At 50.7% G+C, this 22781-nt stretch carries 21 protein-coding genes; 3 read left to right on the top strand and 18 right to left on the bottom strand.

Annotated features, from left to right (window positions below; all coding sequences use genetic code 11):
• Positions 1 to 122 precede the first annotated feature (122 nt).
• The 9 genes from DQG23_RS14620 to DQG23_RS14580 all read right to left on the bottom strand — a co-directional run bounded on the left by DQG23_RS14620 (position 123) and on the right by DQG23_RS14580 (position 8809).
• Complete coding sequence (locus DQG23_RS14620; protein ID WP_113031593.1) at positions 123 to 2507, bottom strand: polyprenyl synthetase family protein; 2385 nt, start codon at positions 2505 to 2507, stop codon at positions 123 to 125.
• Between the two features lie 508 nt (positions 2508 to 3015).
• Positions 3016 to 3900 (bottom strand): class I SAM-dependent methyltransferase, encoded by an 885-nt coding sequence (locus DQG23_RS14615; RefSeq protein ID WP_113031592.1) that lies wholly within the window; start codon positions 3898 to 3900, stop codon positions 3016 to 3018.
• Positions 3901 to 4003: 103 nt separating this feature from the next.
• The gene (locus DQG23_RS14610; protein WP_113031673.1) at positions 4004 to 4906 is read right to left on the bottom strand and encodes an NAD(P)/FAD-dependent oxidoreductase; all 903 of its coding nucleotides are present in this window, start codon (positions 4904 to 4906) and stop codon (positions 4004 to 4006) included.
• Between the two features lie 60 nt (positions 4907 to 4966).
• Positions 4967 to 5446: an RrF2 family transcriptional regulator gene (locus tag DQG23_RS14605; RefSeq protein ID WP_113031672.1), complete on the bottom strand. Its 480-nt coding sequence runs from the start codon at positions 5444 to 5446 to the stop codon at positions 4967 to 4969.
• 280 nt (positions 5447 to 5726) lie between these two features.
• Positions 5727 to 6053, bottom strand: coding sequence for an RDD family protein (locus DQG23_RS14600; protein WP_272949049.1), 327 nt, complete (start codon positions 6051 to 6053; stop codon positions 5727 to 5729).
• An 80-nt stretch (positions 6054 to 6133) separates the two neighbouring features.
• Positions 6134 to 6784: a DUF2306 domain-containing protein gene (locus DQG23_RS14595; protein WP_113031590.1), complete on the bottom strand. Its 651-nt coding sequence runs from the start codon at positions 6782 to 6784 to the stop codon at positions 6134 to 6136.
• A 22-nt stretch (positions 6785 to 6806) separates the two neighbouring features.
• Positions 6807 to 7442, bottom strand: coding sequence for an NAD(P)-dependent oxidoreductase (locus DQG23_RS14590; protein WP_113031589.1), 636 nt, complete (start codon positions 7440 to 7442; stop codon positions 6807 to 6809).
• Positions 7439 to 8278, bottom strand: a complete 840-nt coding sequence (locus tag DQG23_RS14585) for an SGNH/GDSL hydrolase family protein (RefSeq protein ID WP_113031588.1) — start codon at positions 8276 to 8278, stop codon at positions 7439 to 7441. The genes DQG23_RS14590 and DQG23_RS14585 overlap by 4 nt, the downstream gene beginning before the upstream one ends.
• A gap of 180 nt (positions 8279 to 8458) precedes the next feature.
• The gene (locus DQG23_RS14580; RefSeq protein WP_113031587.1) at positions 8459 to 8809 is read right to left on the bottom strand and encodes a DUF6220 domain-containing protein; all 351 of its coding nucleotides are present in this window, start codon (positions 8807 to 8809) and stop codon (positions 8459 to 8461) included.
• 201 nt (positions 8810 to 9010) lie between these two features.
• Between DQG23_RS14580 and DQG23_RS14575 the strand changes: the two genes are divergently transcribed.
• Both DQG23_RS14575 and DQG23_RS14570 read left to right on the top strand, forming a co-directional pair.
• Positions 9011 to 9703, top strand: coding sequence for a response regulator transcription factor (locus DQG23_RS14575; RefSeq protein WP_113031671.1), 693 nt, complete (start codon positions 9011 to 9013; stop codon positions 9701 to 9703).
• The gene (locus tag DQG23_RS14570; RefSeq protein WP_158560499.1) at positions 9700 to 11052 is read left to right on the top strand and encodes a sensor histidine kinase; all 1353 of its coding nucleotides are present in this window, start codon (positions 9700 to 9702) and stop codon (positions 11050 to 11052) included. Before DQG23_RS14575 ends, DQG23_RS14570 begins: the two co-directional genes overlap by 4 nt.
• Before the next feature lie 4 nt (positions 11053 to 11056).
• On the opposite strand, the gene DQG23_RS14565 is transcribed toward DQG23_RS14570, so the two are convergent.
• From DQG23_RS14565 to DQG23_RS14540, 6 genes are all read right to left on the bottom strand, one after another.
• On the bottom strand, positions 11057 to 12271 hold the full coding sequence (locus DQG23_RS14565) for a nucleotidyltransferase domain-containing protein (RefSeq protein WP_158560497.1): 1215 nt from the start codon (positions 12269 to 12271) through the stop codon (positions 11057 to 11059).
• A 28-nt stretch (positions 12272 to 12299) separates the two neighbouring features.
• A complete protein-coding gene (locus tag DQG23_RS14560) occupies positions 12300 to 12764 on the bottom strand; it encodes a S24/S26 family peptidase (protein ID WP_113031584.1) in 465 nt (154 codons plus the stop codon).
• A 9-nt stretch (positions 12765 to 12773) separates the two neighbouring features.
• Positions 12774 to 13037: a PqqD family protein gene (locus DQG23_RS14555; protein WP_113031583.1), complete on the bottom strand. Its 264-nt coding sequence runs from the start codon at positions 13035 to 13037 to the stop codon at positions 12774 to 12776.
• Entirely contained in the window at positions 13034 to 13915 is an 882-nt protein-coding gene (locus DQG23_RS14550) for a hypothetical protein (RefSeq protein WP_113031582.1), read from the bottom strand. Before DQG23_RS14550 ends, DQG23_RS14555 begins: the two co-directional genes overlap by 4 nt.
• A 298-nt stretch (positions 13916 to 14213) precedes the next feature.
• Entirely contained in the window at positions 14214 to 18557 is a 4344-nt protein-coding gene (locus DQG23_RS14545; protein WP_158560495.1) for a GLUG motif-containing protein, read from the bottom strand.
• A gap of 656 nt (positions 18558 to 19213) precedes the next feature.
• Complete coding sequence (locus DQG23_RS14540; RefSeq protein WP_113031580.1) at positions 19214 to 20071, bottom strand: serine/threonine protein kinase; 858 nt, start codon at positions 20069 to 20071, stop codon at positions 19214 to 19216.
• Between the two features lie 237 nt (positions 20072 to 20308).
• Here DQG23_RS14540 and DQG23_RS14535 point away from each other — a divergent pair, with 237 nt between their 5' ends.
• The gene (locus DQG23_RS14535) at positions 20309 to 20716 is read left to right on the top strand and encodes a VOC family protein (RefSeq protein WP_113031579.1); all 408 of its coding nucleotides are present in this window, start codon (positions 20309 to 20311) and stop codon (positions 20714 to 20716) included.
• 120 nt (positions 20717 to 20836) lie between these two features.
• Here the strand turns inward: DQG23_RS14535 and trxA are convergent, their stop codons facing one another.
• The 3 genes from trxA to aac(2')-IIb all read right to left on the bottom strand — a co-directional run bounded on the left by trxA (position 20837) and on the right by aac(2')-IIb (position 22709).
• Positions 20837 to 21154: a thioredoxin gene (gene trxA, locus DQG23_RS14530; protein ID WP_113031578.1), complete on the bottom strand. Its 318-nt coding sequence runs from the start codon at positions 21152 to 21154 to the stop codon at positions 20837 to 20839.
• Between the two features lie 336 nt (positions 21155 to 21490).
• The gene (locus DQG23_RS14525) at positions 21491 to 21889 is read right to left on the bottom strand and encodes an Rrf2 family transcriptional regulator (protein ID WP_113031577.1); all 399 of its coding nucleotides are present in this window, start codon (positions 21887 to 21889) and stop codon (positions 21491 to 21493) included.
• A gap of 100 nt (positions 21890 to 21989) precedes the next feature.
• The gene (aac(2')-IIb, locus tag DQG23_RS14520) at positions 21990 to 22709 is read right to left on the bottom strand and encodes a kasugamycin N-acetyltransferase AAC(2')-IIb (protein WP_238177892.1); all 720 of its coding nucleotides are present in this window, start codon (positions 22707 to 22709) and stop codon (positions 21990 to 21992) included.
• Positions 22710 to 22781: the final 72 nt, after the last annotated feature.

The raw sequence follows: 22781 nt of genomic DNA, 5'->3' as shown, positions 1-22781 counted from the left end.
CAATTAAGCTTATTTGTCTAAAACGTAAATGTCAACTTCCTCCTTACAAGTGTACGATCTCCACTTCTCTTTAGAAGACAAGCTGCCGTTTATGCCGGCAGCCTGTTGTTATGTTGCTCACGTCAATTATCCCGGCTAATGATATAAGTCAGCAAATGCTTCAAAAATACGGGATTGCGCGGCAGCTTTTTCAGCTCGTTCATGGCGAGGCAGTAATGCTCCCACATCTCTTTTTTGGCGCCTTCCCGGCCCAGGACGGTCACGAAAGTCGAGGTGCTATTATCGATGTCTTTGCCTGCTGGCTTCCCTAGTACATGCACATCCCCTTCCGCATCAAGCAAGTCATCCTTGATCTGAAAGGCAATTCCCGTATGGTAGGCAAATCTTTTCAAACCGGCAATTTCCTCCGCCTCGGCTTTAGCGAGAATGGCCGGCATGACCAGTGAGGCCTCGAAGGCGATTCCGGTTTTGTAAAAACATATGCCGTTTAACTGCTCCAGTGTCAGCACTTTTCCTTTGGATTGCAAATCCATCGCCTGTCCGGCGCACATGTCCCCCGCTTTTTGCGACGAATATTGCATCAGGGACATCACGACTTTGGGCTCAAACCCGTCCAGGGAAGCCTGTTCCTCTACCGCCTTTTGGATCAGAAACAGGCCGGTCAATTCCGCAGTGGCGCTATCGTGCACCTCATGTAGGGTTGGACGCCCCCTGCGGACGGTCGCGTTGTCCTGAGACGGCAAATCGTCGAAGATCAGCGAGGCTGTATGCATATATTCCACCGATCTCAGCAGCGGAGCGATCGCGGCTGCCTGAAGCCCGTATTCCTCGACTCCCATGACCCAAGCCAGTATGGGCCGCAGACGTTTGCCTCCCCCATCGAGACTGTAATTGGCGGCGTCGATTATCGCTTCCTTCATCGGAGGAATCCCGTCCTGCTTTGGAATGAGCAGCAGTCTGTCGATTTGCTCTCGAACCGTTTTGACCTTTTCGAGAAACTGCTGCTTTTCTATTCGCTCGTTTTTCAGAACGGTCACCATCTGGTCTCGGAGCAGTTTGTCGAAAAAACTAACATCGGCCTCTCTGCCGACCATTTGTTGGACAAGTCGATTGAATGCCGGAATTCCCGAAGTGAACGCACCTACGATCTCGTTGTACGTTTCCGCGCCTACGCGCTGCCTGCATCGTTTTAAACCGTTGACGGCACGATCAAGGATCACTTCCCGGGTTTTGGCATCATCGTCGTACACGTGATGGATCAGATGCGAGATGACCGTCCAATACAGCTCAAAGGGATTGATCAAGTCCGGACGCTGGCCGCTGTAGGTCAAATAATACGTAAAGGGTGTTACCGCGCCTGCCTTCATGTCTTCAAACATATCTGCAAAATCGTCGGCAAGCTGGTTATAGATGCCGTAATAAAAGGTTCGTTGGTCGAAGCCTTCGTCCGCTGCGGCATGAATAACAGACCGGACTATCAGCCGGGAAAAGGCGGATTTCAAGATGACCGGCACATACAACTCTTCGTTCGTGTAATTCGGATTCGAAAGCTCTTTGATCCGGTCCATATCCTGAGCATGAAAAAAGATATACGACTGTTCGAAAAAAAGGCGCTGCGTTTCCGGTTGCTGATGCTTCTTGATATAAACGTAAGCGTCACGAAGCTCGGTGTGTACGTACCGGATCAATTCCTTGTTTGGTCCGGCCAATTTCCCTGGTTCCGGCACGACACCGGTTAGAAGAGAGGTTCGAATCATACGGCCGTATTGTTCTTTCTCTCGAACGGTTAAGACGGGAGAATCGAGCAGATCGTCAATAAAAGGATAAGTCAGACCGTACGAATACCCGAGCCGGATCGCTTCATCCAATCTGCTAGCACGTTCCTCAGGAGATGTATGATCGCCCATCTCTTCGATTACATGCAGAACAACGCCGGTAATGATTTTGATAAGCTTGCGCAGCGAGTTCTCAGCGTCCATTTCCTTAGGTATGTGAGCGGAAACGGATTTGAGCTTTTCGATTACCCAGATTATGGAGGTTTCTATCCCTTCCTTCCTGGCCCAACCGTACAGCCCGACCAAGCTCATAAATTCCGGCTCCACTCCCCCGTTTGCCGCCGTGGAACGAATCAAGTACCTTTTGACGTCGGCAACTACTTGCTGAATCCGGGTTTGGGTAGCGGGATCCTTCAGCGACTTGCCCAAATCCCGCATGTAAATATAAGAGACGCTTCTATCCAGGTAACCATCCAGTTTGCCTGTATGGTTCAGCCAGCGTATATAGTTGTGATAATCCCGGGAATCCGGTTTTCGAATGGCTTGTGAAATAATGGGCAGCAGCGACTTACGACCCATATGGCTTTTTTTCCACAATTGAAAGTCTTTTGTCAAAGCGGGTACATAGGTTCTTTCCTTGACCTGCTCGTTTAGCGATGCAAAATATTGAGCCGCCTTCCGCTCGGCCAGCCTATACCACAGATCCGCTTGATGCGTATTCTCCTCATTCATAGGGCAGCCCTCGACTTCTGGTTTTTTTAACAAGAATCCGTGAAAGGGATTATGTTTACTTTTCTATACGTGAAAATCGGTGTCGGGTTACGAAATCGGCTGAGGTTGGGCGACTGACTTTTCGATTTATCGTCCGTCGGGCAGCTTCTCTCGCCGATCTGACCGGCGTGGAACAGCCAAGGCCGCGTTCACTAAGGCCTACTCGAAAAACGCACGGCCCTAGTCAGGAGCGGGACTGCTGCAAAATGCCAATCACGCTTCCATGCGGCAAAATGAATCCGAAGAAAGCACCCGTCGAACATCTGCATCATGAAAAAATCAACGGCAGCCACGGACGAGAGAAACTGTCCTAGACTGCCGCTTATAACGGAATGTTATCGTTTATCGTTGAGCTGCACATTGTCCAGCCATTTTTTTGACTTCTCAAGCATTCCAAGTGTTATTTGATGATTGATCCCTGAGTATTCGACTAATTGCAGATGCTTCTCAGAGATATTTGACATTTCATTCATAAGGTGTACATGCTCTGATCTTGCAATCGAATCAGCACCTTGCCAAAACGCCCGCCCTGCCGAACGACGACTTTGCCGGACGGATACGCTCGCTCCAAATAGTCTGCAACCAATTTCCTGTTCCGTTCATCTGCAGACAGACCGTGCATCGGAAGCAAGTGCATCATTTCCTGCAACGCAGCTTCTCTGGAGACTTCCGTCGTTTTCGATTCCCGTGTTATAAGCGACTCATAAGAGTAGCCTTTGAGATATAGCAGATGGAGTAAATACCCCATTTCCTTCGGTTTTGTTTTGAAGGGCTTGCCGGTGAGGATCGGCCAGATTTCATTCACAAGACTGTTTTCGTTAAAACTCACGGGCATACTGATATAGCAAAACTTTTGCGCGCAAAGAAGTACCTTTTCCACACTCTCCCAATCGAGAAAGATCGGACACATCGAAACAAACACAAGATCGAAGGAATGGCTCCAGCCTCTAGCCTGAACGTTTATATCTTCAAAAGGTTCGGGCACGATTTCCACCTTGTTTTCGGCGAATTTTGCGGTGTTTTCTCGCAGCAGTTCGACCAGCGGGAGAGAGGATTCTACTGCAGTTACGCGGGCTCCCCGCTCAGCGAACGGCACCGAAAATACGCCTGAAGCGGCGCCAATATCCAGCACGGTGGCGTTATCGAATCGAACCCCTTGGCTTTCCATCCAATTCAGGATTCGTGCACTCCTTTTTCTCCCCTCTTCATTAAACGATTGCTCGTTAAAAGATATGGCTTTATTGTCAAAAGCTTTGGACGGTACAATTCCAACCTCTTTCATCTTGTTCACGATGGTATCGCTATGATCTTTCCATGCTTTTTCCCAAAGCGCTTCATTAAAAAAATCGTTCATGATCATTCCTCCCTTATCATTATGGCTGACTATTTTCGTAAAAGACTCGGCGCTTGATCGCTCAAATTATTTTTCTGTCCGCCCGACATATTCATCCGTATCCCTACCATGCCTCTGCATTCAGTTCATTGTTCATCGCCGCAGCAGCAACTGCGCCATTAGAGGCGGCAACAATAGACTGATGTAGCCGCGATGTCATATCCCCGGCGCTGTAGACACCCGGAACATTCGTTTTCCCATAGGTATCGACAACGACATTTCCCGTTTCCGAGATGTGGCATCCGACGGCTCGCGGCAAGTCCGATCCCATAACCAGATCCGGCTTGAAAAAGATCCCTCTGCACGGAATGGTCGTTCCGTCTTCAAGAATGACTTCACGAACGATTCCGTCTTTCGAGTCGATGTGCCGAATCGGCGATTCGAATATCGGTGCTTTTTGCCGGATCGCCTCGCGCTCCGTATCCGTCAGCTCGTCAGGGCCGTTCGTGCAGAATGTAAAACGATCTGTCCATCCGGAAATCAATGGAGCAAAATGCACGAGCTCAGGTCCTTTATTTATGATAACTAACGGCTCGTCTCTTAGTTCCCATCCATCGCAATAGGGACAAACGAAGGCGCTCCTCCCATAAACCTCCGCCAGTCCGGGAATGTCCAGCGGCCGATCTTTCATGCCGACTGCAAACAACAGTTTTTTACTCGTTATGGCGTGCCCTTGCTCAGTCGATATTTGAAAATGACCGTTTGATCCCGTAATCGACTCGGCAGTATCCTCCACAAATGACACGGAAGGATAAGCGCTAATTTCTTCTTTGGCTATTCGTCGAAAATCGCTAGGGCTTATTCCATCGCGGGTAATAAATCCGTGGGCCTCGCGAGTCACGGCATTGCGCGGACGGCCTTCGTCAATCACCACAACGTTTTTCCTGGCTCTCCCCAACACCAGTGCCGCATTCAAACCTGCCGGGCCTCCGCCAACAATTGCCACATCGTATAGCTGTTTATTCAAAGTCACAAAAAAACACCTCCATGGATCTAAATTATCCATAATTATATTACAAGAAGTGTATCACTTCTTGTTTGCCTCATGATTACAACGCTTGAAGGCCTCATCCATGACAGATTGAATCGTGTGCTCCTGCAAGTATTGATGCAGATGCTGTTCCGCGCCTACCATCACTTTCTCAACCAAACACTGGCAGCTTTCGGGGCTTTTCTTCTCTGCAGTATCCACTTCCGCTAGCAAAAGATGCTGCTGCGATTTCGAATTCGAGCATTCGAACAGATGCTGTCTTCCTTCAATCACTTGAATCACATCAAGGAACGTAATCTGATCGGCTGGCCGCGCCAGTTCATAACCGCCGTTCACGCCAGGTACCGCTCGCACGATTCCATCCTGCCTTAACTTGGACATGATTTTGGATAAATAGCTTTCCGAAACGCCCAGTGTCGCAGATAACTCCTTGATTCCTACATTCTTGAATCGATCCGAGTGACCCAAATGAAGCAAAGCATGTAGCGCGTAATCTGTACTTTTGGAGAACTGCATGGTCCCCTCCTCCCATTCTAAAATATTTTTTATTGTAGACCCACTATGTCCATAATAAACAAAATGTCCCCCATTTGCAACGGTTAGTTTGTTCTCCATGTCTGATGAGCCTCCTCGAACGTCCGTTCCCGATTCACTCATTCGAGAGATGACAAGTAGAAATACGGCTGCCATTACGATCGCACACTTCTAATTTGATCGGCTTTGGATTGAAGGTAATATTATGAAACTCCATATTCGTCTCTGTACCTTGGTTTTGTGTTCCAGCCTACTTCGGATCCTATAATTTCTTTACATTTGTCTTTGCAATTATGTCACCTAGTCTTCTTTGAGAAACTACCAATAGGAATATTTCAATCGGCCATAAAATTATGGTTACATTTCTGACTAACAATCTGAAAGCTCCTGGAGTAACGGAGTCGTTATCCAAATCTCTTACGCCAATTCCAAGCAATCGCTTCCCAAAACTTCTACCTTTATATATGTCCTTTAATAGATAATAAACCATGCCAATAGCTAAAACTTCATAAAAAGTATCAAAGGGTTTCATGAAATTCGTTTCTGTTGGAGCTATTATTGAATCCCAATTAATCGCCAAGAATAAAATCCCAAAAATCAGCGTTCCGATTAATTCTCAGCGACGAAAACTTGTTCTAATAAAAACAAAAGATGCCTCCCGGTTAATCTTCATTTGAAGGTTCTTTTGAATCGACTCAAAACAACCCATTCCGCAATGACGAGATTCGCAGCGAGCCCGACCCAGATATTGATTTCGAGCACCTGTTTCAATACGGCCGCAACGCCGCCTGACGATTGACCCCCATGCCCCGCCAAATAGATCAAGATACACAACGGAGTAAGAAGACGCGCGCTGGCAGCGACTAGCGTCATGGAGTAATTTCGGATCATCCACACTGCGTGCTCATCGAAACGTCCCAGCCTCGCTTTTCGGTACCCTTTCCAGGCGGTAAACAGCCACAGAAAACCTAACGTCAAAAAGGCCATCTGCCTGACATAGCTGGTTGCAAACATTCCGACAGTAAGCCCGGTCAAGCCTCCGACTGCGACCAACCCTAGATAAATCCGCCCAAACAGCCGGTGGATATCCGCTCTCCGCTTTCTAAGTCCGGGTACAAACTGCAGCCAACCGATGAGAAGCGCGAGGAAGGAGCACCAAATATGCACAAGCAATAGCGGATAATGCGGCGGAAAAGAAGGATGTATGTCCACCCGGCTGAGACTAGAATCGAAAGTAAGATAAGGGGCGACGGCGAAACCGGCCGCTCCCAAAGTAAGCACAACGATCAAACCCCATAGGATCCCGACTTTACTTTTCATCCTCCATGTTCCTGCTCTCTTCTTAGTTCGATATCTCCATTAACGCTTGATAAGTGGAACGATCCGCAATCGATCGGAGCATGAAATCCGCCAGGTCCGCGCGCGATATTCCAACGGCACGCGATACGGGCTTGTTTATTGCCGTGCGATAAGATTTCGTTCGCGGCCCGTTCGTCAGCCTCGGAGGGCGAATGACGGACCATGATAGTCCGGAGGAAGCCCGGACTGCCGCTTCCATGCGCGCCATATCCTCATAGGCGTGCTTATACATCCGCTGAATGACGAGCCGGATAACCAGCCGCTGCATCAGCGGCGTATCGGCGGGGATATCCAGCCCCGCCGACGATAGGCAGATGAGGCGACTTACGCCTGACTCCTTCATCGCCTCCATGATCGCTGCCGTTCCTGACGAATAAACCGTCGTCGGATTCCGGTGCGATACGCCAAGAGCGGACAGTACCGCATCTTTCCCGCTCATCGCTTGTCTGAAAGTGGCCGGCAGAAGAACGTCGCCTTTGACCACTTCCAGTTTATCGTGGCGAATATCCAACGCCTCGGGCTTGCGGACGACGGCAGCGACATCGTGCCCCTCCTCCAAGGCTTGAACGACAACCTGCCGGCCTGTGCCGCCGGTTGCTCCGAAAACGATAAGCTTCATGCCTTGAATCCTCCGGCGAATGCGTCGATAAGCTGTTTCACGATCGCTTTATGGCCTTCTAGTGTAGGATGAACGCCGTCGGGACCAAGCAGCGGCGGAGCGGCAAGCACTGCAAAAGCAGCCTGCGTATCTGCAACTTTATCCGGCAGGCTGCGGATGACATCGCCGACACGCGTAATATCCTCGTTCCGCCAAGTAAGCTGGCCGTTCTGAAAGTAAGGATAAGCTGCCGCGCGCTCTTCGTTAAAGGTTGGAGGAGTCATCCACACCCAGCCGGCTTTCGTCCGGGAGGCGGCGATATGACGGATCGCCGTCAAGTTTTTGGCCGTCTCCTCTGGGCTGATCTGCATTTTGGCCGGTTCCGGGCCTATTCTCATCACGTCGTTGCCTCCGATCATACAGAAGATCCAGTCCGGCTCCCTCGCGGCAATACCGTTCATCCTGCCTAGAACTTGTGCTGTCGTATTTCCGGATATCCCTTCGTTAAGAAACCGGATTCCATCATCCGGTCTCCTCAGTTCGACAAGATGGCGCAGCAGCTCGAACCAAGACAGCAGATCGTCCGTCGTGCTTTCGCCAACCGCAATCACCAGATGGCCCGCACGGATAGGCAAGTGATCCACCTTGCCGGCAAACGCCGAATCTTCCAGCATTTCCAAAGCCGTATCCCTTGCCAGCTGCGTCAAGCGGTTCTTAATCGCCCTGTATGTGTCCACCTCTATTCCATATATGGCGGCAAGCGTCTGCTCATCCATATTGCGCGCGAAAGGCAACAGTTTCTCCGGATGCTGTGATTGGACCAGCTTCATCCACTGAGGCGTAATTTTGGATTCCATTACAGTTTCATCTCCTTATCGTCATCTCTTATTTATGACTCCGTTGACATGTACGTGCCGGTTACCGCCGATCCCGCCGCTGCCTCCAGTAACTAAAGCTCATTGTCCGGTTAACAGCTAGTTCATCCTTTTCCTTCCTTGAATTCGGTTTGATTTCTCCTGAAATGGCCCGCATCCCCATCACGTTTTCCTCGCCGCAGCAATCGCCCCCCAGAACAGCAGCATCGCAATTAGCGGATGAAGCGCCGCAATGACGAATACGGATGAAAACACCTGAATCGTGAGAAATTGCATAACCACTAGCAAAAATAACGCAAGGCTGAGAAGCCGTTCGCGTCCTTTGATCCCTCCGATAAAAGTGAGAAGGAACATGACCAGAGGCGCCATAGCGAATATTTTCACGAACGATGCATGGGATTGCCACTTGGACGGATCCCCGAAAGTCGCCATTCCCGCAATAAAAACTTGAATGACAATACAGCAGAGAAAGGTCCAAGCCAAAACCCTGTAAGCGATTCGGCCGAAGTTCATGCCATCACCCTCCTTTCCGCAAATGTTTCGTTTCGACATGACTAATCGTAACCTGCGAATCTAACGAAAGGCTGAGTGAAACAGTCACAAAACAATCACCGATTCGTTACAATTCATGCAAATTGAACCAGGCACAACGATCTTTGTGCTACAATATTTTCAAATTCTCATTTATTAACGGCAGAGGTGAGCGACTTGAGCTTGAACGGAAAACGTACGGTACTCATTGTGGACGACGATAAAGAAATCGTAGAATTAATGCGGGATTACCTCGAGGACGAACAGTTCGAAACCGCCTTCGCGTTCAGTGCTACCGAAGCGCTAGAAGCGCTTAACACCGTGCAGGTCGACTGTATGCTGCTGGACGTCATGATGCCTGGGCAAAACGGCCTGGAGCTATGCCGTCACATCCGCAAAACGCGCGATATCCCCATCCTGTTCCTCAGCGCGCGCGGAGAGGATATGGATAAAATACGCGGGCTCAGCTTGGGCGGGGACGACTATATTGTCAAGTCCGCCACTCCGGAGGAGGTTGTAGCGCGCGTAAAAGCCGTACTAAGACGCTATGACAAAAGCGAAAAAGAGACGAAATCCGAATGGAGATTCGGCGGGCTTGTGCTGGACGTAAAAGCGCATGAAGCCGTGCTGAACGGGCGGCCGCTGCCGCTTACGCCGAAGGAATTCGATATGCTTTGCTTGTTCGCGGAGTATCCGCGCCAAGTGTTTACGTACGATCAACTGCTGCAGCGGTTTTGGGACGGGATTGGCGACAAACATACGGTTACCGTTCATGTGGGGAGAATTCGCGAAAAAATCGAAGAGGATCCTCGAAAACCGAAAATCATTACGAACGTATGGGGCATCGGCTACCGGTTCGAGGGGGTGCGGGGATGAAGCCGCGGCTTCGCATCCGTCAGTGGATGATCATCGGCATGCTTATCGTCATTGTTATGCCGCGGTTATTGTTTGAACTGTCGGACCTGCTCGATCGTTACGTGTTCGAGAGCTCGCTCTATGAGCGGCAGCAAGCCGGCTTGGCTGAGGCAATCCGCAATGTGAACGAATCGAATGCGGCCCAATGGACGGATTCGGATTGGCAGGCTTCGCTGCAAAGCACCGCCAAGCAAGCGGGCATCGGAATCGTCCTGCAGGATGGCTCCGGCCGCGAAATTGTACTTGCTGGACCGATCGGTACGGAAGAATCCGCAACACGCCAAATCAATATCGTCGAACAAGGCGAACTGCAGGGCAAAGCGCTTATTTTCCTCCCGCAACGAAAAAGCGAGGTGGCAACGGTATGCGCCATCATTGCAGCGATTGCAGCAATACTGTTCATCGCCTGGAAAATAGGCCAAGTCGTCGTCAAACCGCTTGAGGCCATGAGCGCAGCCGCACGCCGGATTGCCGACGGCGATCTTGATTTTCACCTGCCCGAATCCAGCGTGCTTGAAGTCACGACCGTGCGCTCCGCTTTCCATGCGATGGGCAGCAGCTTGCGAGAGTCGCTGATCCGCGAGTCCGAGCTGCAAGAGGAACGCCGATTTTTCATAGGCGCAATCGCCCATGATTTAAGAACGCCGTTATTTATGCTTCGCGGTTGTTTGGCTTGGTTGGAGAAAGGCAAGACCGACAATCCGGAGAAAACCGCTCGATACCTTTCGATTTGCACGAAAAAAGCGGAATCTCTCGAAAGGCTCGTATCCGACTTGTTTTCGTTCACCAAGCTCGAATCCATCGAGCAAACGCTGCGGCCGGAACCTGTGGTACCGGGACGGCTCTTTGCCGATCTTGCCGAGGAGTACAGCCCTGTAGCCAAGGCTAAAGGCGCCGAGATTCATTTTGAAGGGGACGTGCAAAGAGGAGACATAACCGTTCAGGGGGACTCCCATTTACTGCGGCGAGCGGTAAGCAACCTGCTCGACAATGCCATCAGGCATACGCCCGCCGGCGGAACGACTACATTCGCGTGGCACTTGGAAGACGGCCGTATCGTCTTCACGATTGAAGATACGGGGCCGGGCATTGAAGTGCAGGATTTGCCGCATGTATTTGAGCCCTTCTATCGGGGGGACCCGTCCCGGAATTCCGAAAGCGGCGGAGTCGGTCTGGGTCTTACGATCGCGCGCCGCATTATCCGGGCGCATAAGGGCGATCTCTCCGTAAGGAACCGTAGCCTGTCCGGCGGAGCAATTTTTACAGGATGGGTGCCGCTTACTATCGGTCCTTTAACGAACCTGAACTAGCACTTTACAAGCCCATTTTCGACAACACATCGGCCTGACGGTTATATTCCCGCTTACTGCCGGCAATGTCGAGGAGGATCCGGACGGGACTCCGCCTCCTGGGGATCAGATTTCTGGCAAACCGATAAATCCAAGCGACGGGCACCAAGTAGGGACGATTTCTTACAAAGGCATAAGCGCCGCTATTGCTCAAAGTGCGATAGCTAGGAAAGAAGAACTTACTATAGTAGCTGCCGGCTGCGGGCTTCTTTTGTCCCCCCCTGTGTCCGTCATTGAATTTACGGCGTATGCTCGCATATTTGTTCCTCCGGTAAAAACCGAAGGTCCCTGCCGATAAAATGTAATCGCTGATTTCCTTATAAACAGTCTCTTCCATCTCGGAATGCCCGTGCATGGGGGTTAAGGTGCCGAACCATCGCCGGCACAAGCCGAATACATTACTCGCGAACACTGACAGCCGGAGCTTCTTGAGCTCACCTTCTATCCAAGCCCAATCCAGCGTCTCTTCAACTTGCTTTACATACGCGGCGATATCCAAGATCATGCGGATGCCGCAGCCGTGACCGTGAAAATGCTTCGCCATATGCACGAGCAAATACAGCAAATGATACGCCGGCTTAAACATATAGGTAAACCCGTTCGGCTCCCTGACCGCATGCTCCCATGCACCTGAAAAATAGCCGATATAATCGAAGCGGTTGTTGATATTATCGGAAAAAAGCTCCGAATGCACCTCCAGGGAGACCTTGCCCTTTGCATAATGCCACACGTTCCCGTTCGCCGGCCCCGCCTTGAATCCCAGCGCCAACAACAGCCCGTGTGATTTCGCCCGGTCCTCTCGCTTGATTAAAAAATCGATATCCCCCATCGTTCGCAACTCTTTAACGGGATAACAGCCGCGGATTGCAAATCCCTTCAAAAGAAGATGAGGGATCTCCGCTTTGCAGAACTCCCGGATGACGCCGTCCATTTCTTCCTCTTGAGCGGCCGATCTTGCGAGCGTGGAAGCAAAGTCTTGTTTCATGCGATGCAAAATATGACCGGGCGGCCGGTTTCCCTCGCGCAGTCCCCTAGCCGTAAAAAATATCATTCCGCTGACAAAATGAATGTTCCCCAGCCGATAAACCCGCTCCCAGTCGATCTCGTTCTCCTGCAAGGGGTCATGCCGATGGAGGAAGGCGGACAGCAGCTTGATAAAATACGTCGAATTCGCTTCCATATCCGGCTCCTTTCTCATGTGTTTGAGGTCAAAGAATCCATCTGCGCCAAACCCGTATGCTGCGTAACGCGAACGATCGGAAGGGCAGCAGCGTCAGCCACAAGGCGACAAACACCCGGTAAGGAACATACTCGCAGCTGTAGGTCTTATTTTTGCGCGTGAAGGACTTAACGACGGCGATGACGTTATCCTTCGGCACATGGCGTTCGACCCGGTCTTGGCCATCCCCGCACATGTCGTAGCCGCACTTGCTTACCCTGACGATTCGATGCAGGACAAGCTGTCCGGTGTGCCTTCGGTACAAGGGAATATCCCCTTTTCTCAGCGTATCCTTATCGCAGCACGTGAGAGTGACGCGGTCCCTGCCATGCTTCCACAACGGGAACATGCTGTTGCCGGCCACTGTGATTTCCACATCCCGTTTCTCTTCTAGCAGCGGCAGCAGCATAGACATAAATTGCTCCGACGTCAGGCGCGCTTTGCTTCTCTCCATGTAAAGCCTCTATTCCAGTAAACCCGCATGCCGTAATGTCCCGACGAATTGTCCGACATCCGTCTTCGCCGTTTGCTCGTCTACTTCGTATTCGGCCTGCATGGCTTGCAGCAACTGCTCTTCTGTCTTATCCGTTTCCAGCTGCTTCCACAGAAAAGCCCCGCTGCCGTTTAAAGTGATCATACCTTTAAAGCTGACGCCCGCCGTCCCCACGGGAACGACGATGTTGCTTCCGGCAATGTTTCGTAGGCTGAAGCCTTGGCTAATTTTCATTCCAGCTTCCCCGCTTTCTCCATAATTTCATTAAATGCTGCGTCCACCGCTTCTTGACTGATGCTGCAGTGTAGTCTGTATATGGGCACGGTCGCGATCAATCGTTCGATCCGATCCAGCGTTTTCATACCCAATCCGCTGTCGTAATAAGGTCTTGCGATTTGTCCCGTCAAGTGGAACAGGCTTTCTTTGACAGTCAACCGTTCGATCCTGTTCGACTCCGCCCGATGAATGAATACGATCGCATGGAGCGGAACGCGGACATTTTCGTTCAGAGCGGTCTTCCCGCTCCAAGGCGTACCGTAACAATGGGGAAATCCGTCATCGAACCGGATGGCCGGCTTATCGTCATTGACAATGGTAACGGCTTCTCCGAAACGCTCCTTCCAAAGCTGCGTATGCGTCGATTTCCCCGTTCCGCTGTTGGCGGAGAAGATGATTCCCCGCTTGTTCATCGCGATGGCGGAACCGTGCAGAACAACCCCGCCAAGCTCCGTCAACCGGTCGCAAAACGCAAAGCCCGTGTACATGTATTCGAAATCGGCCAAAGTAAAAAGGGGATGCTTTCTCCCCTTCCACAGACGGATTTCCACTTCCGAATAGTCCCGATTGTAAAAAAACGCCGCTGCGAGTTTTCCCGTTTCTTGATCGCGTAAATACCGGCAAAACTTACCGGCGCCGATCCGTATGATCGTAGCGGCGTTCACCTGCTCGACGTACGTGCCCTGCGGTTCATCAAGCTCGTCGCAGACGATTGTTCGCAGCTTCATGTCGGTCCGGCTGCCGGTACTTCCGTATGCCGATAACCTCGGGATCAAATAGGAGCCGTCTATCCCCGTATAATCGATCGTGATGCCAGCAATACTTGCCCGGTTCATGGCGTCATCCATCCTCCCAGCAAGACGGGGAAGCGGGAAAATGCGCTTTCCCGCCGCTTATCGTCAACCATTCCCGTCTCAGCCGTCTAAAAATCTTCCCCGTCTCCCAATCCGCCGGATTCCGAGCATATGCAAGGTAGCTCATACTCTTCGATCTCGATCTGCGGTTTTTCATATTCTTTCTTCATGGCGGTTCGTTCCTCCCATTTGCAAATTCGACATTTTGTTAACTTGGTTAATTAACTCTTTCAATTTAATAAAGGGTACAGGAATTTAAGCAAATGTCCAAGGAAGCTCATTAAGGCATCGTGCTCGAAACGGTGGCGCTATAGATGGTAACCACTTTGCCTCCGCTATCCTTGTAAATCAAATAAGCCCTTGCATACCAGGTATCTCCGTGGTTGACTCCCGTCTTGTTCATCATGTATTGCCCCGTCGCCGTTTGCGAGCTGGATTTGGCCCGAATCGCTCCAGCCGTGCTGAAATTCAGATCTGTTACGGGAACAGCCGATTGCTTGACGACTAACCCGCATTCCACAAGCGAAAATCCAGCAGGCAAATCAATCTGGCCGATAAACGAGATTTTTCTGGCGACCGGATCGGCGATCGGGTCCGGCGAAATCGTCACGATCGGCTCTCTCGCCGCGGGAACAGCCGAGAAAACGGCGGTAATCGTCGTATCCCCCGTCATGTAAAGGGAATACGTTGGGCTGTAGCTGACGATATTTCCTTGCATGGTCCAGTAACTGAATTGCTGTCCCTCAGGCGGCGTATCCGCCGTTACAGTCACTTTCGTATCGAAGTAATAGGGCTCCGCACCATTTTGGACGCTTCCTCCGACAACAGTCAACGTATACGTTTTGACTTTGGCCGAGTATACAGGCTTGAGGGTCAAATCCGACTGCACATTCGTATAGTCAACGCTCCAATTAAGAAAAACGCTGTCAGGCTTGGACGGGCTAGGCGGCGGTGTCGCGCTTCCCCCTTTGACGACCTGCTGCACGGAAAGGATTTGTCCGCTCTCGCTTAGGAACATAACCGTGAATCGATCAGGAATAATTTCCCCGAAGTTCGCCGTCAAGCTAACATTGGCCGTGACTGTAAAGCTGTAGGCTTCTTTCGTGCTGAGCGTTTTTCCCGTCGTCGTATCCGTCCACCCTTCGAACTTATATCCTAGCAGAGAAACCGCCGTCAGAGCGGCTTGTTCGCCATATGCGTAGCTGGACTTAACCCCGCTAACGGTTCCGTTCGCCGACGTGATCGCCACTTGCAGTCCCGTTATTTCCGTCCACTTGGCATAAAGCGTCGTGTTCGCCGTGATAACGGTATTGTCAAAATCAAACGGATTTGCAAACGTCAAATTGTCCGTATGCCAGCCTGCAAAGGCGTAACCTTCCTTTGCCGGATCCGCAGGAGCAAGCGCCTTGCCGTTATGGGCTACGGACTGGCCTTCTACCGCTGTGCCGTCATTGGAATCAAAGGTAACCGAGTAGTTGTTCTGCGTCCACACCGTTACCGTCCAATTCTGCGTACTGTTGTCGGCCGCTCTCACCATGTAAGTGACCGGATTCGTGAAATTGTTCGCGGTTACGCCGCTCGTTTGCGTCTTGGAGCCGACCTTGGCGTAGGCCCCCGAGGAAAGCGAGAATGTGGCCGTCAGGTTCGTCAGGTTCGTTCCGGGCGCCACTTCAACCTTTACCGTGTGCGCGACCGCATCAATGATCGCCGGTTTGGTTTGCGCAGCCAGACTGAAGGCTGTAATCTCTTTCGCGCTGCTAGGCTCAAAGACTACAATTACCTTCCAGTTCTGCGTGCTGCCATCCTCCGCTTTCACCGCATAAGTGACCGGATTCGTGAAATTGTTCGCGGTCGTTCCGCTCACTTGCGTTACCGAACCAACCTTTGCCGTGGCGCCTTCAGATAAAGCGAATGCAGCCACCAAACCGTTCCGGTTGGTACCGGACCTCACTTGAACCAGTACCGTGTGGGCGTCAGTATCGATTGCCGCTTCTTCGGTTTGTTCAACCATGCTGAAAGACAGGATATCTTTTTCGCTGCTGATAAATACCGTAACCGTTACGGTCCAATTCTGCGTGATACCGTTCGCCGCCCTGACCGTATACGTAACCGGATTCGTAAAATCGTTGGCGGTCGTTCCGCTCACCTGATCGACGCTCCCAACTTTAGCCGAAGCGTCCTCGGATAATGCAAAAGCGGCAACCATACCGTTCCGAACGGTACCGGACTTCACTTGGATCGCGATCGTATGCGCAACCTCATCGATCACTGCGGGTGCGATTTGCTCAGCCAAGCTGAAGGCCGTGATGGCATTCGCCCCGTTAGCGGCTACAGTCAACGTATACGTCACTTGCGTAATGCCGTCCTGCGCCGTCACGATTATTTTTTTGCCGGTAGTCAAGGCGGTCGCCAGCGTCACTCCATCCTCATCGTAAATGTCGAAAGTCGCTTCCGCCGCCGGCGTAATTGCCGCCTTTAAGTCGTCGAGCGTCGTTCCATAAGGAATGTCCGTAATACGTTCATCGGCGCTTCCACCGTTGCTTACATTCCCAATCGTGGAGGTTAACGTTGCGTCCGTGCTTGGAATCATCCATATCGCATACAGAACGGTGTGGGAAGCGATCGGAAAGGAATCGCCCGCCTTAAACAACGTGCCGCTGCCATCCGCTTTCGTGTTCCAGCCATATAAGATATGGCCTGTTTTCACCAAATCGACGGCGCCCGAATACACCTTCACTTGAGATCCCTTTATGAAAGAACGGCTCGCCGGTACCGTACCGCTTTCGTTCCCATTACCGTCATAATCGACATATGCCTGAGCTGCTTGCAAATAAGGATACCCGTCGTTACGGACCGAATCGATCACCCAGACATCCGTAAAATCCCAAGGGTTGGCATCATCTTGTTCGTACGTGCCGGATTGCTTCATCTGTCCGGTTGTCAGGCCGGTGCCCCCTGCCGAAACTGCTTGGCCGGTTGCTTCCAAGTCGTAGTAACTGTTAACCGTCGATCCGGAGGAATTGTAACCGACTAGTCCGCCTACATTTTCACTCCCCTCGACTCCGCTTGTTTTCCCTGAAGCGTAGCTGTTTCTGATCAAGAAACCGTCATTGTTATTGAAACCGACCAATCCGCCTATGTAATACTTGCCGATTACTTTCCCTGAGGCGTAGCTGTTGTCGATCTCACCGTTGTTGTTGCCTACTAATCCGCCTGCATGGAAGCTATCCCCACTTTCGGTTACATCCCCTTTTGCGTAGCTCATACGGATCGTTCCGAAATATTCGGTGCCGACCAAGCCGCCAACCTCTTGACTGCCGTCTCCTGCGCTAACATTCCCCAAGGCAAAAGTCGTCTCAATCGTTCCTGTGTTATCGTAGCCGACCAAACCGCCTATACTGGCGCTGCCATCGCCTACGCTCACATTCCCAGAGGCATAGCTGCCGCTGATCGTTCCCGACATATTGTATGCAACCAAGCCGCCTACATAAAAGTTTGCCGAGCCTCCGCTCACATTCCCCGTCGCGTAACTGCCGCTAATCCGGCCAAGCATATGATCGCCAACCAGACCGCCGACAAGACTACCTTCCGAGTTCGCAACAACATCGCCTTCGGCATAGCTGTTTATTAGCGTTCCGTTGTAGTTCCTGCCGACCAGTCCGCCTATCGTGTTTCTTCCGCTGACCTTACCCAAGGCGTAACTGTCGTTAATCTCATTGCCTATGGAGATGTTGCCTACCAAACCGCCTACATTCGTACTTCCGCTTACATCCCCCGAGGCATAACTTTCACTGATCGCGACCGAGTAGGTGACGCCAACTAAACCGCCTATCATTTTACTGCCTCTGCCGCCTGTCACAGAACCCTTTGCGTGACTTCCGCTGATCGTTATGCCATTCGCCATGCCGACCAAGCCGCCAAGCTCCTCGCTGTTCCTGCCTCCACTCACATTGCCCGCGGCCGAGCTGTTGCTGATGACCCCTTCGCTCCAGGACGCGTATCCGACCAAACCGCCTACGCCCATTGATCCGCTGACTGTCACCGCGGCCTTACTGTTGGAGATGAGCCCGCCGGAGCTGTTTCCGACCAAACCGCCCACAGCACCGGAGCCGGACACACTCCCCGAAGCGGAGCTGTCGGTGATTGCGCCTCCTTCGTTGTAGCCGACCAAACTGCCGACAGCGAATTGTCCGTTTATCGCTACGTCAACCAGCTTCATTCTTTTTATCGAGCTGCCGGTACTTATATAACCGAACAAACCGATAAAACCGTTCTCGGGGGTATTGATCGAAAGTCCGGTTATTTGATAACCGTTACCGTCGATATTACCTTTGAAGGGAGCATCTTCATTGCCGATCGGAACCCAGCCTGCTGCGGCATAGCCGCTTAAATCGATATTTCGGGTCAGCTTGAAGTACAAATTCGCATTCAAATAATTTTCTCTGATCTTGTTCAACTGTTCTGCAGTACCGACAAGATAAGGATTGCCGGAGGTGCCTTCCCCTGAGAAATCGCCGTTCCCCGCCGCCAAAGCCTGGCCGTTACCGAAAATCCCTCCTGAAATGACAGCAACCGCCATCATCATCGTCATGAATCCTATCAAAACTTTTGTTGCTTTTCGCATTGCCGTTTCTCCTTTCACGCCATCCACTCTCCTCCAATCGTTACATCCATGCCGCTTATTACGGTAGGAGTCCTTCATGAGTAAGTCTACTGCAGCCGGATAAAAGAATAATGAAAGAATTCATTCCCGAAACAAAAAAAACGCGAAACGGCAAGCTTTCGCGGCTTTTACAAATTGATGTCATTTTATAAAATAAGTGAAACGACTTGCCGCCGCAGCGACTGTCGCTTCACTTCCTAGGATTGCTTATTTTTCGTACCAGTTCAACGGCATCCTTGGAATCTGCCATTTTTTCGGGGGCAGCCAGCAGTAAAATGTGCGTCTTACCATGCCGGCGAGCACCTCTTTTTGCCCGAAACCGGAAACCATCGACACCCGCTTCCCGTAGTAACGGGTAAGAAGACCGTTTTCATAAAACTTTTAGGGAGCTGATTCTAATGATAGGACGTCTAGTGAAACGCATTATGCATTCGGTGCTCGGCCAAAAATCGCATCGCCGTTATTCCAGCAGTGCACGCTATCGTCAAGCCCCGCCCCCATACAACCGATATTCCAGCAGCGATAATCGTAGACATCGCGGCGGACACGGCGGTTATTCGCAATACAGACGCCGCGGCAGCAGCAGCTAATTCCATCCGGTGAAGGGTTACCAAAGTTTAAGATAAGGGCAGATTGCCTTGTGGCATTTCGTCCAATACCGCTTCAAGCCGTTCGAGCAGCTCTCCGGCATTCGTAAACGGCCGATCGGTTTCCAGCAGACGCCGTAATAGCTGTTTGGTTCCCGGAGTCAGCGACAGCTCCCGCTCCCAGCCGCGATCCTCTTGATCGGGCTCTGGACGGTATCCGGCATACAAAAGATAGAGCACAATTTCGCCGATATCGACAAAATCGCAGCCGATGTCGCTGCGGTCCGCTCTCCTCGGCTCCGGTATGCCGGACATTTTGTCCATGATCGGTTCTTTCTCGCCAATTCCGCAAGCCAGCCCGAAATCGATCAAATGTGCGGTCCCGTCTACGAACAACACGTTCGGCAGCCGTATATCCCGATGGACGACACCCCGCTCGTGAATGTACAAAACAAGCTCGGCAAGATGCTTCAGGACGAATAACGTTTCGCGTTCGCTCCACATCCGTCCTTCCTCGAACACAAGCTGCTCGGCCGTCAAACCGGCCACGAATTCGGTAACGAGAAAGGTTTTCCTCCCGGACTCGAACATGTCAAGCTTTTTCGGAATTTGCGGATGATCGAATCGCTCCAGCCATGCCGCTTCCCGTTCAAGCAGCCGCCTGCTGAGAGATCCCTTGCTCGGACGATCATGCTTCAGTAAACGGAATTCGCCCGTACGAATATCTTCGACTTTGTACGCAAGCCCATAGCTTCCCATGCCCAGCGAACTGACGATACGATACCGGCCGCACACCAGCATCCCCTCCGCAAGCGGGTAATCGTTCCAATTGTCCTTTACTTGCCTGACCCAAGCAAATAAATTGAAACGGTTCCGAAAGTCGAACAAGAAACGCCCCCCTTTCTGATTAATTCTATCAACCCGCCGAGAATAGGCTTTCTCGAAATTATCCGTTAAAGTAAACTGCCACTGGAAATACAATTAAAATTGTCGGTTTCATTATCACATTTTCATAAATCACTATCAACTTTATTATGAATATCCGAACTCCGTATCGTATAATAGTAACCAATAAATGGTCATTACCTCTATATGATGAAACCATTCTGAAAGGGGATTTGCCAAATGAAGGAACCGGAAGTTCAAAATCATGCTCCGAAGCTCACCTCCATCGGGGTTATTTTTCGGCATGTAAAAGATGTAGCGGCCGCCTGCGATTTTTATGGGAATTCGCTCGGTTTAAAGCAGCTTTGGAAAGCTCCGAACGGAGCAACTGCATTTACTGCCGGGTCGGGTCCCATTATTATCGTGGATCAAAAACAAGAAAGCATTGAAAGTGAAGTCCCATTCAATATGGAAACATCGGATATCAGCCATGCTTATCGTTCCATGAAAGAATACGGCGTTGACGTATCGGACATAAAAATTGCCGGCAATTCGTCCATGTTTTTTTTCAAAGATCCCGATGGAATTACTCTGATGATTTGGGCGAATCATTTACCTGACCAGAAATTGCCGCAATACCGGGAATAGCAACGCCGTTGAGGCTATCGTCATATACGACAGCCCCAACGGCATCATTTTTTTACGCAAACTTAAGCCATTCATACGTATCATTCAACATTCCAGACCAGTCTATGTCGGCCGTCGGCACTATTTATTATCGAATACGAATGCTTTCAACTCTTCGATTCTAACGGCTCCGATTAATTTATTTACCGGCTTGCCGTCTTTAAATAAAATCGTAGTCGGAAGACTCATTACTCCAAAATACGCGCTAGTATCGGCTTGCTCATCGACATTGACTTTGAGAATCCTAACTTCCTTGCTGTAATCCCGGTCAAACGCTTCGAGTACGGTGCCGAAAAAGCGGCATGGTCCGCACCAAGACGCCCAAAAATTGACTACCGTTAGGCCTTCGCTTTGCATATCATTTTTAAAGGTAGCATCCGTTGTGTGGCAAATGGTCATTTTTATCCCCCAGTTCATCGTTTGATAAGTATTTGGCTTAAACGTTATTTGGCGCTAAGCTTATTCGGCGGCCGCTCTTCTTCCCATTCTTCATGATGCGACGGTTATTTCATCACCTCCTTAGAAGAAGTAATCTGTTTTTTTAGTTCCGTTTACAGCGGTACGACTCCCACAGGCTGCGACGTAATCCCCTGCCCCTATACCGATAATTGCGCAATCCTGCATCATCATCCGCTTCCGATAACGCAGATATTAAAGACTCATTTTATCTTTAATTGAAACAAAAAAATAAGCAGAAAATACTCTTATCTCTCTATAAGAATCAATCTCTCCGCCTTACCGTTGAGTTAGTTTGACGGCCAGATCGGACAATTTCGTTGTTTTGAGATGATGCTCCATTTTCTCTTCCGCTTCCTTCATAACCGCTTGAATCAAGCATTCTTCGCCGTGGACAAAATCGCACTCGAATAACGAAGCGGTCCCCTCAATCGCGTGGATGATATCCAAAAACGTAATGTCGCCTTTCTTTCGGGATAACCGATACCCTCCGTTTGCTCCGGAAACCGACTCGACCATTCCCGCCTTTACGAGCCTCGTTAAAATTTTGGAAAGATACGTTGGAGACACGCCCTGGGCTTCCGCCAACTGCTGTACGCCTACCGGCTTAACCGGAGAAGCTTCAATAAGCGCAAGCATGGTGTGAAGGGCATAGTTCGTCGCTTTGGTGAATCTCATGGAAGCACCTCATTCAAAGACTTGTTGTGTCTATAATATCCCCGATTCCACCTTTATGTCAAGCCAAGCCTTTTCATGATTTTGTATTCTCCCCAACCGCTCATAGGATTGTAAAATTGACTCCATAAAAGTTCAAAGCTAATTTCCGCGCCACACTTTGGGATGCGGAGTTTTCCCAAAAGGTACTGTATAAGGGGATCGCCCCAACTTCCCGAACCGCCTTTGCCCATCCGGCTACAACCTCAGCGGCATATCCTCTACCGCGAAACGTTTCCAGCGTCTCAAGCCCTGCTTCATGTGCCCTTGATGTGATGCGAACGCTGCGGCAGATCGAGACGGCACGGTTTCCGATCACAAGCGCTATACAAGGCTGAGCGTAATCTATTTCAGAGATCAGCCATTCGAAGCCGCCATGCAAATAGTTCAACATATTTTCTCGGGTAACGCTCACTACCTGCATTGTCGGCTCCGCTTCACGAGGTATAAGAAAGCAAGGCCCCATAGTAAACCGCTCCCCTTGAAGGAGACGCATGTATGACGTTAAATGCTTCGGCTTCGTCCGGAAATCTGTGACGAGCGGTTCATCGGCACATAACAGCTTCATTTGCTCGACAAGCTGCTCCGGTAAATCGTACCGAAACCGGCAAACTGTCGTTCCCTCTACTGTTCTTCCTAAGAAAAACTGCGGGGCTGGGGTTTCTCCGGGCCAAGGTTCGTTTATCGTACGGAGACGCATGTTCCGGTCGTGCGTAAATAACGCCTCAACATGGAGCTCCATCAGATCATGGGCGGTTATTCGAATCTTTTCGTTTGCACTCATATTTTCCATCCCTCGATTCCACGCTTATTACAATCAATAGTATCAAAATATCCAATGCTCGCTCGGGAAAAA

This window comes from Paenibacillus contaminans (genome assembly GCF_003285015.1).
GTDB lineage: Bacteria > Bacillota > Bacilli > Paenibacillales > NBRC-103111 > Paenibacillus_V > Paenibacillus_V contaminans.
Note: the sequence above shows the minus strand (reverse complement) of the source record. Positions and strands in the feature narration are given on the sequence as shown.

Bases quoted from the DNA above. Each gene is read 5' to 3' on its own strand.
- DQG23_RS14565 (WP_158560497.1), bottom strand. From the start codon at position 12,271: ATGGAAGCGAATTCGACGTATTTTATCAAGCTGCTGTCCGCCTTCCTC.
- DQG23_RS14580 (WP_113031587.1), bottom strand. From the start codon at position 8,809: ATGAACTTCGGCCGAATCGCTTACAGGGTTTTGGCTTGGACCTTTCTC.
- DQG23_RS14605 (WP_113031672.1), bottom strand. From the start codon at position 5,446: ATGCAGTTCTCCAAAAGTACAGATTACGCGCTACATGCTTTGCTTCAT.
- DQG23_RS14535 (WP_113031579.1), top strand. From the start codon at position 20,309: ATGAAGGAACCGGAAGTTCAAAATCATGCTCCGAAGCTCACCTCCATC.
- trxA (WP_113031578.1), bottom strand. From the start codon at position 21,154: ATGACCATTTGCCACACAACGGATGCTACCTTTAAAAATGATATGCAA.
- DQG23_RS14525 (WP_113031577.1), bottom strand. From the start codon at position 21,889: ATGAGATTCACCAAAGCGACGAACTATGCCCTTCACACCATGCTTGCG.
- DQG23_RS14615 (WP_113031592.1), bottom strand. From the start codon at position 3,900: ATGAACGATTTTTTTAATGAAGCGCTTTGGGAAAAAGCATGGAAAGAT.
- DQG23_RS14595 (WP_113031590.1), bottom strand. From the start codon at position 6,784: ATGAAAAGTAAAGTCGGGATCCTATGGGGTTTGATCGTTGTGCTTACT.
- DQG23_RS14550 (WP_113031582.1), bottom strand. From the start codon at position 13,915: ATGAACCGGGCAAGTATTGCTGGCATCACGATCGATTATACGGGGATA.
- DQG23_RS14590 (WP_113031589.1), bottom strand. From the start codon at position 7,442: ATGAAGCTTATCGTTTTCGGAGCAACCGGCGGCACAGGCCGGCAGGTT.
- DQG23_RS14555 (WP_113031583.1), bottom strand. From the start codon at position 13,037: ATGAAAATTAGCCAAGGCTTCAGCCTACGAAACATTGCCGGAAGCAAC.
- DQG23_RS14620 (WP_113031593.1), bottom strand. From the start codon at position 2,507: ATGAATGAGGAGAATACGCATCAAGCGGATCTGTGGTATAGGCTGGCC.
- DQG23_RS14585 (WP_113031588.1), bottom strand. From the start codon at position 8,278: ATGGAATCCAAAATTACGCCTCAGTGGATGAAGCTGGTCCAATCACAG.
- DQG23_RS14545 (WP_158560495.1), bottom strand. From the start codon at position 18,557: ATGCGAAAAGCAACAAAAGTTTTGATAGGATTCATGACGATGATGATG.
- DQG23_RS14560 (WP_113031584.1), bottom strand. From the start codon at position 12,764: ATGGAGAGAAGCAAAGCGCGCCTGACGTCGGAGCAATTTATGTCTATG.
- DQG23_RS14570 (WP_158560499.1), top strand. From the start codon at position 9,700: ATGAAGCCGCGGCTTCGCATCCGTCAGTGGATGATCATCGGCATGCTT.